Here is a 17,941-nt window from a genome sequence, read left to right as displayed (position 1 = left end):
ATTATGAACAAATTCTATTCATACGCTTTAGCGCTGATGCTTACCGCTGTTGTATGCTTACCACAGTTATCAAGTGCACAAGAACTAAGCAAAGCCAATGCCCCTACATGGGTGCATAATGCTTTAGAGGTGGTCGGTAAGCAGGCCAAAGGCATGTTGAAAGATGTGAAAAAGAATCAACAAACACCTCGGTCTATTGAGCGTGGTTTACGTGCATCATCCGACTGGACAAGCGGTTTTTATCCTGGAATATTATGGTATTTATATGAGTACTCGGGTAATGAAAAATGGCGCCAAGATGCTGCAACCGTGACAGCATATTTAGAAAAAGAACAATATAGCAACCACGATCATGATATTGGCTTTCGTATTTACTGTAGTTATGGTAACGGCTACTTACTGACAGGAGAAGAGCAATATAAGAAAGCGGTTGTTAATGCAGCGAAAGCCTTAAGCACGCGCTTTAATGACAAAACACAAACCATCATGTCGTGGAATGCGAATGAGGAGCGTGATTGGAAGTATCCAGTGATTATTGATAACATGATGAATTTGGAATTGATGTTTGAGGCAACACGCTTTTCTGGTGATCCCTCTTTTACAACAATAGCCATTAAGCATGCACTTCAGACTATGAAGTTTCATTACCGTTCAGATTTCTCATGTCCGCATGTAGTTGATTATGATGTAGAAACAGGAGCTTTTCGTCGTATGGATTACAATAATGGCTTTAGTGATCCTAAAACAGCGGCCTGGAGTCGTGGTCAGTCATGGGGGCTTTATGGTTTTACATTAATGTATCGAGAAACGGGTGATACCCAATATTTGGCTTTTGCCGAAAACATAGCCGAGTATTTACTTAATCATCCGAATATGCCTGATGACATGGTGCCTTATTGGGATTACAATGCACCCAAAATTCCTACTATGCGCGATGCTTCAGCGGCTGCTATAATGGCTTCGGGTTTATTGGAATTATCGACCTATTCAAAAGAAGGACATAAGTATTATAAGGCAGCTGAGCTTATGTTGCAGAGTCTTTCATCGGAAAAATACCTCGCTAAGCCTGGTAGTAATGGGCATTATGTGATCAAGCATGCAACTGGTAACTATTTAAATGGTAGCGAAGTGGATGGTACACTTATTTATGCCGATTACTATTATACAGAGGCTTTGCTTCGTTATATCAAATTGAATAATAATCAATCGATTTTTTCTTATGATCCAAGGCAATAGAAATAGAATAGCAGCATTCTGCTTGGGGTTTGTCATGTGGATTGGCATTCAAACGATTGATGGCAAAGAAATTCAAGAAAACAGAAAACCTAATATTATCATTTTATTTGCCGATGATCTGGGTTATGGTGATTTAGGGTGTTATGGTTCAAATTTAATTGAAACACCCCACATCGATCAGATGGCTATGGCAGGTATGCAATTTACTGATTTTTATGTGTCAGCAGCCTCATGCACTCCTTCACGAGCTTCGTTAATGACTGGTGTATATGCCGCACGTATTGGATTAGAAAAAGTAGTGGATGATTTATCTACTAAGGGTTTAAGTAGTGAAGTGCTCACAATAGCCAATTATCTAAAGCAAGATGGGTATAAAACCGCTCTTTTTGGTAAATGGCATTTAGGTCATCATCCTGAGTTTATGCCACGTCAGCATGGATTTGACGAGTTTTTTGGTATTCCTTATTCAATGGATATGTGGCCTTTTCATCCTAAACCATCACATAACTATCCAGCTATTCCATTATATCATAACGATGAGGTAATAGAATATAACCCTGATGTGAATACGCTTACCCAGCGTCTCACCGCTAAAACCCTTGACTATATTAAGGCTAACAAGGATGAAGCATTTTTTGTGTACCTGCCTTATCCTTTACCACATGTTCCCCTTGGAGCATCAAAGCAGTTCAAAGGAAAATCAAAAGCCGGTTTGTATGGCGATGCAGTAATGGAAATTGATTGGTCGGTGGGTCAAATTGTCCAAGCACTTAAGAAGCTTAAGATTGAAGAAAATACACTCATCCTTTTTTCATCAGATAATGGTCCTTGGTTATCGTATGGTGATCACGCTGGAAGTGCCGGAGAGTTACGCGAAGGTAAAGGGACTACTTTCGAAGGTGGACAAAGAGTGCCTTTTATTGTGAGCATGCCCGGAACTATACCGCCTGGTTCAACCTGCACCAAGTTAGTTAGTTCGCTAGATGTTTTGCCCACCATATTGGACATTACAAATCAGTCACTACTCAAAACTATTGATGGAAAAAGCATTTATCCCTTATTCTTAAACCCGCAAGCCGAAACAGTAAATCAGGCATTCTATTTTATGAATGGACGACGTGTGGAAGCAGTTAGGTTAGGGCAATGGAAATTGCACGTGCCACATCGCTACCGGGTAGTGAATAAAGTGGGAGGTAATGGGCAGCCTGGCAACCAGGATAATTTTGGAGGATCAATAGGCCTAACACTTTATAACCTTGAGATTGATGCCGCTGAAAGCAAAAATGTAGCCCATCAGCACCCCAAAGTAGTTGAAGAGTTAACGCAATTAATTCTGGACTTTGAATACGACATTATAAAAAATAGTAGGCCGGCTGGCATAATAAAAATTGAAAGATGGTGAATAGGTTCTTTTCATACATTAGTCTGTTTCAGATAGTTTGTGTTGTTTGCCTTGTAACCTCTCTAATAGGTTGCGGGCAAACAAATACATCTGCCCAAAAGCCCAATATCATCTTTATCATGTCAGATGATCATGCCACCAATGCTATTTCGGCATATGGTTCGCATTTAGCAAATGTGGCGTCAACACCAAACATTGATCGTTTGGCTGCCGAAGGAGCTATACTGAATAACTGTTTTGCCAATAATTCCATTTGCACGCCAAGTAGAGCTGCTATTTTAACAGGGCAATTCAGTCATGTTAATGGCGTACGTACCTTAAGCGATCAACTGGATACAACAACAGTACATCTAGCACATCATTTACAAGCGATAGGATACAATACAGCATTAATTGGCAAATGGCATCTTCACTCCGAACCACAAGGTTTTGGCTACTGGAACGTGTTACCTGATCAGGGTTTATATTTTAATCCTGAATTCATTGAAAAAGGACAGGACGAGCATAGCGATTTTCATAATCGAACAGCACAAACGCATGAAGGATATGTTAGTGATATAATCACTGACTTAGCGATTGACTGGTTACAAAAGCAAGCGAAAGATCAACCTTTTATGCTAATGATGCACCACAAAGCTCCTCATGCTTTATGGGAGTACCACCCTAAGTATAAGGACTTATTCAAAGATGTTGAAATACCAGAACCAGCTTCTTTATTTGAAAATATGAAGCACCGTTCTGATGCTACACGCGATGTGGGAAATACATTAATGCGTTTAGCTCAACGGATGAGTGGTCAAATTAAAATTTCATCGGTGCATAACTATGATGAATGGCCAACAGGGAAACTAAATATTGATGGCTTAGATCAGAAGCAAATTATTAGAGCTGTGTATCAAAAATACCTGAAAGATTACTTGCGTACAGTGGCCTCTGTTGATGAGAGTGTGGGGCGTGTACTTGACTACTTAAAGGAAAATGATCTGGAAGATAATACCATTATCATTTATACTTCAGATCAGGGCATGTTCCTTGGTGAGCATCAGTACCTCGATAAGCGATGGATGTTTGATGAGGCTATTAAAATGCCATTTCTAATACGATATCCTAGAGCTATAGAAGTAAAAACAGAATTAAATTCCCTGATTTCCAATGTTGACTTTGCTCCAACTTTGCTTGATTATGCGGGTGCTAATGTGCCAGATAACATGCAAGGAAGGAGTTTTAAGTCACTGCTCGAAGGAGATGAACTGACAGATTGGCCATCATCCATCTATTACCGTTACTGGATGCATCGTTCGACCACACCAGCGCATTACGGAATAAGGACTGCCGAGTACAAATTGGTTTTTTATTACGCGTTAAATCTGGATGCTAATAATTATGGTCATCCTGATACAAAAGCTGCTTGGGAGTTGTACGACCTAAAAAATGATCCTTTGGAAATGAATAATGTATATGGGCTTGCTGAATATCAAGATGTCATTATCGACCTGAAACGGCAATTGAAAAATACAAAAAAACAAATTGGTGATACTGATGAGCAGTACCCTGAATTATTACAACGATTAAAAATAACTAAGTAAAAATAATAACTATGAAACACATTGGAAAGATATTATTTGCATTTGGATGCTTCGTTTTTTCGATAAATACCTTAGCGCAAGAGGCTAAAAACCTACCGTACAAAGCGGCATGGGCCACCGACCTTGAAGATTGGCATGTGGTAGATAACAAATACCAATCAAAAACATGGAATTGGAAAGCTGCTGAAATAGTAAGCATTACCGATAGTAAGAAAGCTAATGACGACTGGTTGATCTCGCCCGTCATAAATTGCTCAGGTAAAGGAACTAAAAAAGTGGTATTAAATGCCGGGTGGAATAAGGCACAATCATCAAACGTTAGCCTGTATTACTCATTGAATTATAATGGCGATGTAGCTGCTGCAGACTGGACTTTAGTGGACGAAAACATTATCCCTGATTCTCATCCATATGGATTTAAATCGGCTGCTTACTGGGCGTATAGTCAAAAGCTAAAAATTAACGCCAATAAAGTTCACTTTGCTATTCGTTATCAGTCTTATAGACAAGCTGGGGAGAAGCAAAATGAGATACGTATCCGTCGTTTTAAAGTACAAGGAAAATAATTTTTAATCACTCAATAAATCTAATTTTTATGAAAACAATTACCAAAATTAAACAATTAGCTTTAACAGCTATAACCCTATTATGTGTCAGCTTTATGGCTAAGGCTCAAACCACAATGTACAGCACTAACTGGAACGATGGTTTTGATAACTGGACAGTTGAAAGCGTTCACCAAAATACAATTGCCTGGGATCACCGAGGTTCTAGCGATGGTATTCAAGCTGGTAACTCACTCGATATGCAAAGTGAAGAATGGATTGTGTCACCGGAATTTGATTTTTCTGACGGTTCAACATTTACAATTATTTTTGACCGTGCTCAGTCTGATAATGCTAGTCCGGCAGGTAAACTGGATATTATATACACAACCAACTGGTCTGGCAGTGTAGCTAGTGCCGCATGGCAAACATTGGATTTAGACATAACCAATGGTTTAACTGTTGGATGGAATGGTGGTGATGGATATGTAACTTACACCAAGGCAATTGCCAGTACGTCTGCAACCACTCGTTTTGCTTTTAAATATACATCTGATGGTTATGATGATAATGGAACCCCAGATAATACAGAGGATGATATTAATCGTAACCGCGTTAGGGTAAAAGATTTTTCAATTACTACATCTGGTTCTGTTTCTGCATGGCCATTACCTTATACAGCGGCCTGGACTGATGATTTAGAGGACTGGACCGTTGTATCGCACAAACATGCATCTAAGGAATGGACTTACAAATCAGGGGGTACTGCTTTTATGACAGACGGTAAACAAGATCAGGATGATTGGTTGATTTCACCAACAATTGTTTGTTCTGGTTCTTTGCAAAAAGAAATTTCGTTTAAAGCAGGATGGAAAAGTTTCCAATCATCAAATATTTCACTTTACTATTCTCTTGACTATGCGGGTGTTCAGGAAGATGCTACTTGGATTCCGATAACTGAAGAATTAATACCGACAACACATGGTTTTGGTTTTGCTACTGATTTACTTTATAACTATAGTCATGTGATGGATTTAGATCAAGCAGCTGTAACTTTTGGTATTCATTATGCTCCATTTGGCGCATACGGTGATAGTCAGAATGAAACTCGTATTAAGAATTTCAAAGTTAAGGAGTATGTTGCTACATCGCTTGACGACCAAACCATTACTGGGTTTAAAGTATTTCCAAACCCTGCTACAGACATACTAAATGTTACTAATGTGGATAATGCTACCGCTGAAATTTACAATTTAGCGGGTCAGTTGCTTAAAAAAGTTGTTGTTAGCAATCAGCAAATTAATGTAGCCAATCTTCCTGTAGGCCAGTATATTATTATGGTGCAGCAAGATGATAAAGTAGCTGTTACTAAATTTGTGAAAAAGTAATTAATCAAATATAAGTTTAAGGCTTCCCCTTAGGGGAGGCCTTTTGTTATTTTAAATGTTGAGTATGAAACTAAGTGCAACCCTTTCTACAATCGTCATTCTTCTTCTTACTGGTCTAACGTCATTTTCTCAAGAGTATAATTATCAATCTACATACTCGCAAAGCACAAAGCCAGGGCGACTAAAGCTTTATAACGATGCACTTTTTGTTACTCACCCTTTAACTCACCAAGTATTAAAAATTGCACTTGCTGATGGGAGTATTCTAGCCGAAATTGGACAAGTAAATACTCCGGGAAATAGCAATACCTTGCTCAACAATCCGTCAGATGTTGATGTTGACACCCAAGGAAATGTTTTTATTGCCGATAAAGGCAATAGCCGCATTGTACAGTACGATGCTTCTTATACATATATCAACGAAATTAACCTCGCACCCAAAAAACCCGAAAGTATTACAATAGGTCCCGATGGCAAGTTTTACATTTGCTACTCAGGCGATGGAGTCGGCATCTTAATCTACAACCAATTAACACTTGAGCGAACCATTACTAGCTTATCCAGCGATAAGTTTAGAGACCCTAAAAAAGTGAGGTTTGCTCCCAATGGTCAATTACATATTGTTGACCGCAATACCGGAATCATCAAAGTCTCTTCTTTTTCTGGCAATCAAGCCATCGTTAGTCAGCTTATAAAAAAAGAAAACGGTACAGCTATTATTGTTAAAAATGAAGATTGCGCTTTCTCATCGCAAGGTTCGATGCTTGTAACAAGCAATGAAGATAAAGCAACTGCGAACTTATACCAGGGACTTTATCGTTTTAACATGCAAGGGCAGTTTGTCGATCGCATAGGACTAACAGGCTCAAATTCCAGCAATGATGGTTTTAGCGGACCCATTGGCCTTGATATCGATGCCAACGATGATCTTTACATCGCTGACTATAACAACAACCGCATTCAGGTATGGAAAGCAACTGATACCCAAGCACCGTCTTTTCTCTCGTTCTCCATTGATCATAACACCATAAACGAAGTATCTATTTCTCTTTCGTTAAACGAGCAGTCAGAGGTGTATGGACTGGTGCAAGAGAATTCATTGCCGGCTCCTGCAGTTGATGATATTATCAATCCAGCTCCTGACGAAATTTCTTTTACCATTAATTACAATACACCAGGCCAACTATATAGTCATACACAAAACAATTTGTTGGAGGGCAAAGAGTATTTGATTTATTATGTAGCTAAAGATGCTGCCGACAATGTAAGTGATCGTTTGGTTTCAGAAGCCTTTTCAACACTTGCCCAAGTCAATTACTTAGTGTGTAATTCAAAAGCAGAAAATCAGGTGCAATTAACTTTGAATGCATCATTAGCCGGCTCGGCATGGTACGTAATAGAAGCTTACACCGGGCAGGCACCAGGCTATCTAACAACTGAGCAAATAAAGAATACTGCATCAAGTGAACGAATTAATTATCCTAAAGCAATAAACGATTTATTGTTTGATGTTGTTGGTTTAGCACCAGCAACAACATATCGCATATCTCTTTTTATCGAAAACAATGATGCACTTAGCTCTGAAGTAAAACACTATATATTTAGCACCAATGATGATTTTGAGCTTATGTTACAAAACTATCGTCAATGGTGCGTAGGTGACGATGCCATTGACTATGATCAAGCATTATTATCAACACGTTACCAAGCCATATTGGCAATGGGTGAGTTAGCCATTGGAAACCTAGCTAATTATGATGTCAATAATCCTGGTGAACAATATGATCTGGTAAATAATCGTGAGCACATCGATCATATCAGGGAGCTCATTCGCGAAACATTATTTCCCCTTACCCTATTATATAATGTGCCAGGTCCGGTATCAGGTGCTAATCTTTATTTTAAAAATACCCAAACCGAGCACCAAATTATTGATTTATACAAATACCTCATAGCACGAGGGTTTGTTGAGGGCTGTGATAGTGAGTTTAAAGGAGGAGGTGTTTACCTTGGATTAACTGGTTATTTTTATGCTTCAATGTTGATGAAGTACGAATTGGACAAAGCGGGTCTATTGGATAATGTGAGTAAAAACATGCAGTGGTGGACACGTTGGGATCTGGCAGATATTGTACCTCAACCTTGGACTTATGAGCAAGCATCAGCTTTAAAGCAGGCCGATTTAGTTCGCACATTCTATAACAATCACCTGATGACAATTTTGACCTTGCCCGATGCACAATTGGATAAACCGGCGCAAATGTCATTACTGGCTGATATTTATAACGAATCATGTGAAATATCGTATGGCTGGGGTGGCTTTATCAAACCCGATTATACTGGTTATCATCATCATGGCATTTGGGGGAATGCCTACATCACCGAAGCACTGCATGTGATGGCTCAAATGAGTATGATAGTAAAAGATACCCCCTATGCTTTTAATACTTCGGCAGTAGATAATTTGAGCCAGTCTATGTTAGCTTATCGTTACTACTGTAACACCTACGATAATCCAGTGGGTATTTCGGGACGATTCCCAACTAATCAAGGAGATTTGTTATTGCACACCCCTGCTTTTGCTTATTTACTAGACGCAAGTAATGGAAGCTATGATACCGAACTGGAGGGTGCATTTAAACGTTTGATGGATGCGCCACAAGCTTACCTTGAGCAAACATTAGCAAGCGATGTGAAATCATCCATTCAGTTCAGAGGAGGATTAGGCGGTTTGCAACAATCACTTGCTTATATAGATGGTACTGGAGCAGAGTTAGCACCCCAAGGCAATCGAGTATTCCCATATGGCAATATGCAAATTCAACGTCGTAATAACTGGATGGTAAGTGTTAAAGGCTTTAGCAAATACGTATGGGATTATGAAAACAATGGTGAGCAAAATTGGTTTGGGCGCAATCAATCGGCCGGAGCTCTTGAAATATTCGCTTCTATAGATGAAGAATCAGAAAGCGTAACAGCCGAAGCAAGTGGATGGTTTGAAAATGGCTACGATTGGGATCATGTGGCTGGTGCTACCGCCTTTGATTTGCCAAACTGGACCGACCATGATAAGGATTACACCTGGGCTAAATTTTCGCCTGAGTATTTTGTAGGAGGAGTATCGCACCAACAGCATAACGGTGTGTTTGCCATGAAATATGTAGATGTGCGTGAGACAGGATGGGTGCAACGTGATTATAAGCTAAGTGCCAATAAATCCTATTTCTTTTTTGATGATCAGATTATTTGTCTGGGGTCTGATATCAATTCCATTCATCCTAGCTATGAAACTCACACTACTATATTCCAAAGCTATTTGCACAATGTGGATACACCATCCAATATTAACGGCAATGTTAGTACAGGAGCCAATCTCAGCTACTTACATCCTGATAATAGTTCGGTTTACATGACTGATGTAACTGGTAATTCATTTTTTATGCGCGATGGTTCACAGCTGAATGTAACTCGTTCGTTACAAACCTCGCGTGACAATCGTGATAAAAATGATACGCAGGGTAACTTTATCAAGGCTTGGCTTAATCATGGGAATCCAACAAGTGCTGGTTACGAATACATGGTGTGGGTACAAGCACCTGATGGAAGCATTGAACAAGTGGCTACCAATCCGGATGCCTACTATACAGTTGAGCAAAAAGATGCAGTGGCTCATATAGTTACACATCACCAAAAAAAGCAAACAGGATATGCCATTTTTAAGGCCGATGAGGTAATTAATAAAAAGCATATTTACAGCACCAATAACGATTGTATCATTATGATTGGCGATGAAGATGTAAAGACAATAAGCTTTAGCATTGCACATCCCGATTTAGGTTGGCTGGATAAAGATGAAAGCTTGTATCAGGTGTGGAGTGTAAAAGATAACAACCGTTGGCTAAAGCCAGTTGCTCAAGCGGTTGAAGTTACTCTTAATGGTCAGTGGACATTGAGTCAGAGTCATTCATCCGTTACCTTTGTTGAGTACGATGCTGTTAATAATCGGACCGTGCTTTTATTTGATTGTTACAACGGAGAAAGTATTGATATAGAATTAATCGATGATACGCCCACTTCTATTTCCAATCAAACAGAGGCAGGCGTTCGCATCTACCCTAACCCTACTAATGGACCTTTTCAGCTTGAAGTAAACGATCCGATTGATGCTTTGGAAATTATTAATAGCAATGGAAAAACGGTTTTTAGTTTTAATGAGCTCTCAAAAGGCCATCATACCATCAACCCTCAATTAATTAGCGGTACGTATTTAATCCGTCTATTAAATAATAACTCAACATCAACTCACAAGCTTATTGTTTTGTAGTTAAGGAAAAAGATAGTTTTATGAAGCGAGCCAAGAGAATAGCTTCTTATACGGGAGGATGACAAAATTGGTAAGTTTCATACGGTAAATGAAAATAAATTCAAACAGATGAAAATAGTATTAAGTCTACTCATCCTATTATTAGGAGTTAATTTAAGTGCTCAGGAAGTTATTTTGGCCGATTATTTCGATATTAAAACCAACAGTGGTAATAATGAGCCAGTAACAGGTCAAATACACTTGAAAAGTAATAAAGATGTATTAACAAAGGCTATTCCGGCTTCCTATACATTCGAACTGCTTAGTGATCCTTCCGGACTATTTATTCTGACCAGTAAACGACAAAATATTGGCCAGATGCAAGGTTTGCTTGTAGGAGAATTAAAACTCAAAAACGAAAAAAAAACACCAAAGCAGCCAATTGATTATAAGCTAACTATTGCATTAAAAGATGGAAATACAACGATAGCCGAAAAGCACATCATGGTTCATGTTGTTGAAAGCACTATGTGGGAGCATCTGGCAGAGTTTTATAAAAAAGAAACCATTAACACTAGTCGTTTGTATGGGCGAAAAAAGCTTTCTGATAGTAAAATCGAAACTCTGTTGGATGAGATTGATGCCAATAATGGACAAATGCCATCTGTCAGTCCTGTCTATACCAAATCAATTGACGAAATTAAAAAAATTGAAGTAGAGTGGGAGAAGCTAACTAGCTACATTGGTGCATTGGGTTATGCTTATGCCAACAAGCAATCTGCCTGGTATAACTCGCCTAAACTGTATAAGGGTATTGTAAAAGCGGCAACAGCTTTTATGAATAGTGTGCCTGTTTTTGGAAGCGAAATTGACAATCCAATGGGTAATGAAATTGGGGACGGTTTACAAGGGCTTGGCGAAAATGGTGTTTTGTCACACGGCTTTGTTACTCATCAATGGCGTTTGCTTGATGGGCTAGGAGCGCCACTTGTTCACATCATGCCAGCTTTGCGTAAAGACTTAAAAAATGAACAAACAGAGGCATTGGCTTTGCAAGAGGCTACCTATCGCTTTTATCAGGCTTTTTTCTCGGTTACACCTAGTCGTAGGGTAATGAATAATGATGAGCAGCGTTGGCGCAATATTTCGGATACTTTGTATTCTGAGGGAGCCTGGAGCGATGCTAACACCTCCCACCGCATGCGATCATTAATGGTGATGGGTGTTGTTTGGAATGATTATAATCGCCCCATTACTTATGTGCCTTATTGGTACGACGATTATTATGACAATACGGCTTTTGATGGCCTTTCCTTTGCTAAAGGATGGAGTCCTAGAGGTATTATCCGAGACATTCGTTTCTGGTGTTCACGTTTATCTGTTCCATCGCATATGTACGATCAATCGGGCTTCCACCCTGATGGTACTGTGTCGCACCATACCGGACATAGTGCTTCTGATATTGCCATGGTGGCCTATGGCTTTGAGTGGATGAAAGAAATTAATAAAGCCATTAAATACTTCCAGTATACACCTTTCCCTATTGAAGATAGTCAATACCAATTTTTGGCCGATCGCATTAATTATACTTATCGTCGGATGATTTACAAGCAGCAACTTGATTATGTGGTGGCTGGCCGTAGCAATTACTCAGATATGCAAAAGTTTGCCACTAAAACATTAACAAGTACCATTAATGATCTTATAAAGGGCAAATCATCAACAACACATATTGAAAATGAAGCTAGCTTTATTGACTTAGGCAAAAGCATTAAAAACAATACGCATAAACACAGTGAATCGGTAGCTTTTTGGAATGGTGATTATGTGGTACATCGCCAGGAAAATACAGATAATGAGTTTTTCTTTTCAGTGAAGCAAAAATCTTTACGTACCTCAGGAGCCGAAGATTTTAGTAAAATACGTAAGTCGTGGCATGCTGCTAGTGGCGTTTTCCAATTGAAAGTGGATGGAGATGAGTATGCTTTATCTACTTTACAAGCATATGACTGGCATGTACTACCAGGTGTTACTGAGGAATGGCGTAGCGATCCTATGCCCAAAGGAGCAGCTAGTTCAGCCGGCCCCGGACTCAATAATTATTCGGGAGTATTGGCCAATGGTAGCCTGGCAACTTCGGCCTTTCGATATGTGCCAACACCCGGTGGAGTGCATAAAAAAATGCCTCAATATGCTTCTGCTACAGCCTATAAATCATACCACATGACTGAAAACCTTGGTGTAGCTCTTGGGTCGGCTATCACACGAAAGGATGCAGGTCAAGGCAAAAATATAGTGACTTGTATTGATCAATCCCGTCAGTCAGAAGTGCTTTATTATAGTATTAATGGAGATAAACATCAGGCACTTAAAACGGGCTCTAATCATGATTTAAATTTGGTAATGGATAAGCCAAGCTGGGTTTTTCATAAAAACAAAGGCTATTTGATTATACCTGATACCCCGCAAACGCTCCTGATAAAAACTGGCTCATACATCAATAAAACCGATACAAAGGCCAAACCAGGCCATAACTATGTAGTTGCTGTAGATCATGGTGTTCATCCCAATGAAAAGACCAATGCTTACCACTATGTTCTGTTGGCAAATGTTGGTTTAAAAGACATGCCAAAAGCTTTAAAAAGCTATTTAGCTAATTACAACACCATTTCTATTTCAGCCGAAACACACGGAGTGTATAATACTCAAAATAAAATGGCACAGATAGCTTTCTTTAAGGCTGGAAAAATATTTCTTGATAAAGAGAAAAGAGATTGGATGGAGGTTGACCAAGCTAGTGTTGTCATAAGAGAAGAGAATAATCACAAGCTTAAGTTGTCGTTTTGTGATCCTTTACACTCTTTAGAAACAGAGTTCGTGAAAATTACAGTGCCACGCTTACTGAAAGAGGGAAAATACAAGTATAGTTTCCAAGGTATTGATACCATTAATGGTGAATCAGTTGATGTTACTTGCGATGGTAAGGAATCGATAATTACGATTCATTTACCCGATGCCAGAGATGGAGCTTATTACAACTATCGGGAAGCGATATTAGCTGGAGCACCAGTTATAATTGAGATTCCAAAACAATGAACGTATTAATTGAGTGCTTTTTAATGTGAATGCCCAGATGGACTGCGTAAATACATTATGCATGAACATAAGCCTATAAGTTTTATGATTAAACATTTTAAAATGCTAATAAAAGGGCGAATAGCTTCGCTAATTGTCATCGTCCTTTTTATCACGGTAAATACATGCCATTCGCAGAATAGTGCTTCAGAAATAAGCCAAAAATATCGTTCTTGGATATTGGGTAGTGCATCCATTGATTACTCACACGCCTTAATCCAACAGCGCTATAAAGCCATTATTAAAAATGCCGAAGAGGCTGAGCGTAAATATCAGCGTGATAAAAACAAAGATGGCATACCAGATGTGTTGTTGAGCGCACCTTTCAATGTTTCAAACGATAAGAACAAGGTGTCAACTTTGCTTAGTAATTACTTATTTCCCTTGTCATTAGCATACCATTTGGCACCGTCAGAAAAATATGGATTAAGTAATACTTATTATCAAAGCGAAAAAGTAGAACAACAGCTACTTGAAATATTTAACAATTTACACGCCCATGGGTGGACAGCTGGTGTCGATATTGGCGTGTTGCACATGGATAAATACCCACAAACAGGTTACATTGGCTATTATTCGGGATTGTCTTTACGCTGCCTAGGGTATGCTTTATCCGTTTTCTTAAACAAAGAACTATTGCAAGAGTATGGTATTTTAGATCGTGAGTTGGCGACGCTTGACTTTATATCTAAAGAAGTAGGTCCCGAATACGAAACCCCCATTTTATGGCAACAAAATGGGTTTAATACCGATGCTGTGCGTTCAATGTTTAATGTGCGTTGGTGTTATATATTATCCATGAAAAATAGTCAGGATCAACAGCAAGAATTGATCTACTTTTCAAAACTGCTCAACAAGTCATTGCAAATTGCAGATGGATGGGCAGATATGATTAAACCCGATTTTATGGGTTACCATCATAAAGGAGCCTATTTAACTGCTTATGCACCCTTTGGATTTCATGTTGCATCTATTCTTGTAGCCCATTTGGATGGAACCACTTATCAAGTGAGCCAGCAGGCCATTAACAATTTATCACAAGCCGTTTTGCATACGCGCATCTATTGCAACAAATACGATGCACCTCGAAGTGCTGCTGGACGATTCCCTGATAAACTGGGTAGCTCTGTTAAGAATTTACCTGCATTTATGTATTTGTCGCACTTGACCTCGCCATATCAGCATGAGCTTAAAGGCGCATTTAATCGCCTGTGGGATGAGGATTTTGATGGCTTTAAAAATGACTACCTGAACAATGTAAAGTGTGGAATTTCCTACACTGGCTCCATGGGTGAAATAGAGCAATCGCTAATGTTGGCAATGAGCGATGTGGTGGCTGAGGAGGATCCGAATGGCTTTTGGTATTATCCTTATGGTGGATTAGGTATTTATCGCCAAAACGATTGGTTGGTATCCTTTAACGGCTGCAGTAAATACATTTGGGATTATGAGTCGAGCAAGGGTGGCGAAAATCAGTTTGGTCGATTCTCAAGAGCAGGAGTATTGCGAATAATGGCTGGTGGTAGTCCTATCTCGGCCGAAGGTAGTGGATACCATAACTCAGGGTGGGATTGGTGTAAATTGCCAGGTGCAACAACAGTTGACATGCCTTTTGAACTCATGAAGCAAAAGAAATATAAGAATAGTCACCGGCTGTTTACGACAGAAAGCTATTTAGGGGCCGTACATATCGATGGGCAACATGCTGTGGCAGCAATTAAATACAATGCGCCAGTAAGTTATGATACACCGCTAAAGAAGCTTAAGGCTGATAAATCATTTTTCTTTTTCGAGGATTATATAGTGGCTATGGGCACGAATATTCAGGGGCTGTCGGATGGCAACTACCCAGTGCAAACCACTCTTTTTCAAAATGGGCTGCCAAAAATCAACAGTCCTTCAAGCCTCAATGGCGAAAAACTGACAAAAGCCTATCATCAGGAAATAAAGGAAAAGGAGGTTTTCCTAAGTGACGCTCAGGGACATGCTTATTATATTCCAAAAGCTGCTCATTTAATAGTTGAACATAAAATTCAAAGTGCCCCAAGTGACGATGGCCGAAGGAATGGAAGTGGCTATTTTACCAACGCCCGCCTGATGCATGGGAGTGAGCCAGAAAAAGAATCGTATTTGTATTTTATACACGTTAATGGTGGTTCTGAAGGAGCAGAAAAACTTGTCTCTAGCCACAAGTATTTATTCTCAATAGTACAATATAACAAACATGCACATATTGTTCGTTACCTCAAAAACAAGGTAACAGCGTATGCTTTGTTTAAAGCTCAGGTGAGTTTGAACGACGAGATTGTTGAAGAAAGTAATGTTGCCTGCCTGGCAATGATCAAGAATATAGATGATGAAAACATAGAACTGGTGGTTCAGAACCCTGAATTAGGCAAGATAGATGAGGTAACAAGTTATAATGAGATAAACGAAAAAATTGGCCATGCCTCTAGTAGCGTACAAGCCGTTGAATTAACTCTTAAAGGACAGTGGCAAATGAATCAGAAATCTGATGAGGTGTCAATAGTAAAGCAAGATGAATTACATACCGTTGTAAGGTTTAATTGCTTTGATGGGCAAAGGGTAATCAGCTGTTTAAAGAAGAAATAATACTGGAAAAAATAGATCATATGCGAATCATAAACTTTTTATTAGCGATAATAGTGATAGTGGGTTGTCAGTCACCTAAAAAAAGTGAAGACGCCAAGCAAAGACCAAACATCCTTTTTATTATGACCGATGACCATACCACTCAAGCAATGAGTTGTTATGGCAGTGAGTTGATAGAAACACCCAATTTAGACCGTATTGCCAATGAAGGAATGCGCTTTGACAACTGTTATGTGACCAATGCTATTTGTGCGCCATCAAGGGCAGTAATTATGACTGGTAAATTCAGTCATGTCAACGGAGTAACCGATAACGCCAAAGTATTTAACGGAATGCAGCAAACCTATCCGAAGATATTACAGAAAGCCGGCTATCAAACGGCTATGATTGGCAAGTGGCACCTAGGCTCTAGTCCAACAGGTTTTGATTATTGGAGTGTACTTCCAGGACAGGGTAACTACTATCAGCCTGAGTTTATTGAAATGGGTGATACCATTACAGTGGATGGATATGTGACGGATGTGATTACTGATAAAGCCATTAAATGGCTCAAGGATCGTAACGATCAGCAACCTTTTGCCATGGTGTATCAACATAAAGCTCCACACCGTAACTGGATGCCAGCTCCACGACACCTTGGAGTGTTTGAAGATAAGGTGTTTCCTAAGCCAGAGACCTTGTTCGACGATTACCAGGGGCGCGGATCTGCTGCTCGTGAACAAGAGATGGAAATTGGCCAGCACATGTGGGATGCATGGGATTTTAAACTGGCCTCGAAAGAAGAGTTGGATAAGTTTGGAGCTAACAACACCCTTGCCGCTATTACAGATGCTAAGCACCACGATGTGGCAGGAGCTAATAAGCGTGAGGATGACCTAAAGAAATTATATCGTGTATACAGCCGCATGACCAAGCAGCAACAAGAACTTTGGCATAAAGCTTACGCCAAGCGTATAGCTAAATTTAAAGAAGACCATTTGAGCGATAAGGAGTTGCTAGCCTGGAAGTACCAGTTGTATATGCGTGATTATATGGCTTGTTTGTTATCCTTAGACGAAAACGTAGGACGTTTGTTAAAGCATTTAGAGGAGAGTGGAGAGCTGGATAATACCATTGTGGTTTATACCTCTGATCAGGGTTTCTTTTTAGGAGAACACGGCTGGTTCGACAAGCGCATAATGTACGAGGAGTGCTATCGTATGCCTTTACTCGTTCGTTATCCGAAGGCCATAAAAGCAGGCACGCAATCAAGTGCCTTAGCGATGAACCTTGATTTTGCACCTACTTTTTTAGATTATGCTGGCCTTGATGTGCCTAAGGATATGCAAGGTGTTTCCTTACGTCCTGTTTTTGAAAACGAAGGCTTGGCCCCTAAATCCTGGCGCGAAGCTACCTACTACCACTATTACGAGTACCCTTCGTGGCACTCGGTTAAACGCCATTATGGTATGCGAACAAATCGTTATAAATTAATTCATTTTTACAACGATGTGGATGAATGGGAACTTTACGATATGGAAAAAGACCCACAGGAATTAAGTAATGTTATTTATCAGGAGGAGTATAAAGCCATTGCTCAAAAGCTGAAAGAACAGCTCAAACAATTACAGGCACAATATAAGGATGACACTGCTGAAGCAAATGAAATGTAGCTTCAAGAATTAGCATTCAGAATTCGATTCTGTAACATTCTTTTGTGCATATTTTGTAAGTTTCAGATTGTAAAAATCAAT

9 protein-coding genes are annotated in these 17,941 nt (G+C 39.5%); all 9 read left to right on the top strand.

Annotated features, from left to right (window positions below; all coding sequences use genetic code 11):
* Window positions 1–3: 3 nt before the first annotated feature.
* The 9 genes from FNN09_RS13740 to FNN09_RS13700 all read left to right on the top strand — a co-directional run bounded on the left by FNN09_RS13740 (window position 4) and on the right by FNN09_RS13700 (window position 17,860).
* A complete protein-coding gene (locus FNN09_RS13740) occupies window positions 4–1,236 on the top strand; it encodes a glycoside hydrolase family 88 protein (RefSeq protein ID WP_221932502.1) in 1,233 nt (410 codons plus the stop codon).
* The gene (locus FNN09_RS13735) at window positions 1,220–2,638 is read left to right on the top strand and encodes a sulfatase (protein ID WP_143302947.1); all 1,419 of its coding nucleotides are present in this window, start codon (window positions 1,220–1,222) and stop codon (window positions 2,636–2,638) included. The genes FNN09_RS13740 and FNN09_RS13735 overlap by 17 nt, the downstream gene beginning before the upstream one ends.
* A complete protein-coding gene (locus FNN09_RS13730) occupies window positions 2,632–4,224 on the top strand; it encodes a sulfatase (protein WP_143302946.1) in 1,593 nt (530 codons plus the stop codon). The genes FNN09_RS13735 and FNN09_RS13730 overlap by 7 nt, the downstream gene beginning before the upstream one ends.
* Before the next feature lie 11 nt (window positions 4,225–4,235).
* On the top strand, window positions 4,236–4,790 hold the full coding sequence (locus FNN09_RS13725; RefSeq protein ID WP_143302945.1) for a choice-of-anchor J domain-containing protein: 555 nt from the start codon (window positions 4,236–4,238) through the stop codon (window positions 4,788–4,790).
* A gap of 29 nt (window positions 4,791–4,819) precedes the next feature.
* Window positions 4,820–6,157, top strand: a complete 1,338-nt coding sequence (locus tag FNN09_RS13720; protein ID WP_143302944.1) for a T9SS type A sorting domain-containing protein — start codon at window positions 4,820–4,822, stop codon at window positions 6,155–6,157.
* A gap of 64 nt (window positions 6,158–6,221) precedes the next feature.
* Complete coding sequence (locus FNN09_RS13715; protein WP_185969006.1) at window positions 6,222–10,481, top strand: chondroitinase family polysaccharide lyase; 4,260 nt, start codon at window positions 6,222–6,224, stop codon at window positions 10,479–10,481.
* Between the two features lie 108 nt (window positions 10,482–10,589).
* The gene (locus FNN09_RS13710) at window positions 10,590–13,556 is read left to right on the top strand and encodes a polysaccharide lyase family 8 super-sandwich domain-containing protein (RefSeq protein ID WP_143302942.1); all 2,967 of its coding nucleotides are present in this window, start codon (window positions 10,590–10,592) and stop codon (window positions 13,554–13,556) included.
* 102 nt (window positions 13,557–13,658) lie between these two features.
* Window positions 13,659–16,208 (top strand): chondroitinase family polysaccharide lyase, encoded by a 2,550-nt coding sequence (locus FNN09_RS13705; protein WP_185969005.1) that lies wholly within the window; start codon window positions 13,659–13,661, stop codon window positions 16,206–16,208.
* Window positions 16,209–16,228: 20 nt separating this feature from the next.
* Window positions 16,229–17,860 (top strand): sulfatase, encoded by a 1,632-nt coding sequence (locus tag FNN09_RS13700; protein ID WP_143302940.1) that lies wholly within the window; start codon window positions 16,229–16,231, stop codon window positions 17,858–17,860.
* Window positions 17,861–17,941 lie beyond the last annotated feature (81 nt).

The organism is Carboxylicivirga sp. M1479 (assembly GCF_007097485.1).
Lineage (GTDB): Bacteria > Bacteroidota > Bacteroidia > Bacteroidales > Marinilabiliaceae > Carboxylicivirga.
This window is presented reverse-complemented; position numbering and strand designations above follow the sequence as displayed.

Excerpts from the sequence above, each read along its gene's own strand:
- FNN09_RS13740 (WP_221932502.1), top strand. The coding sequence starts at position 4 with ATGAACAAATTCTATTCATACGCTTTAGCGCTGATGCTTACCGCTGTT.
- FNN09_RS13735 (WP_143302947.1), top strand. The coding sequence starts at position 1,220 with ATGATCCAAGGCAATAGAAATAGAATAGCAGCATTCTGCTTGGGGTTT.
- FNN09_RS13730 (WP_143302946.1), top strand. The coding sequence starts at position 2,632 with ATGGTGAATAGGTTCTTTTCATACATTAGTCTGTTTCAGATAGTTTGT.
- FNN09_RS13725 (WP_143302945.1), top strand. The coding sequence starts at position 4,236 with ATGAAACACATTGGAAAGATATTATTTGCATTTGGATGCTTCGTTTTT.
- FNN09_RS13720 (WP_143302944.1), top strand. The coding sequence starts at position 4,820 with ATGAAAACAATTACCAAAATTAAACAATTAGCTTTAACAGCTATAACC.
- FNN09_RS13715 (WP_185969006.1), top strand. The coding sequence starts at position 6,222 with ATGAAACTAAGTGCAACCCTTTCTACAATCGTCATTCTTCTTCTTACT.
- FNN09_RS13710 (WP_143302942.1), top strand. The coding sequence starts at position 10,590 with ATGAAAATAGTATTAAGTCTACTCATCCTATTATTAGGAGTTAATTTA.
- FNN09_RS13705 (WP_185969005.1), top strand. The coding sequence starts at position 13,659 with ATGCTAATAAAAGGGCGAATAGCTTCGCTAATTGTCATCGTCCTTTTT.
- FNN09_RS13700 (WP_143302940.1), top strand. The coding sequence starts at position 16,229 with ATGCGAATCATAAACTTTTTATTAGCGATAATAGTGATAGTGGGTTGT.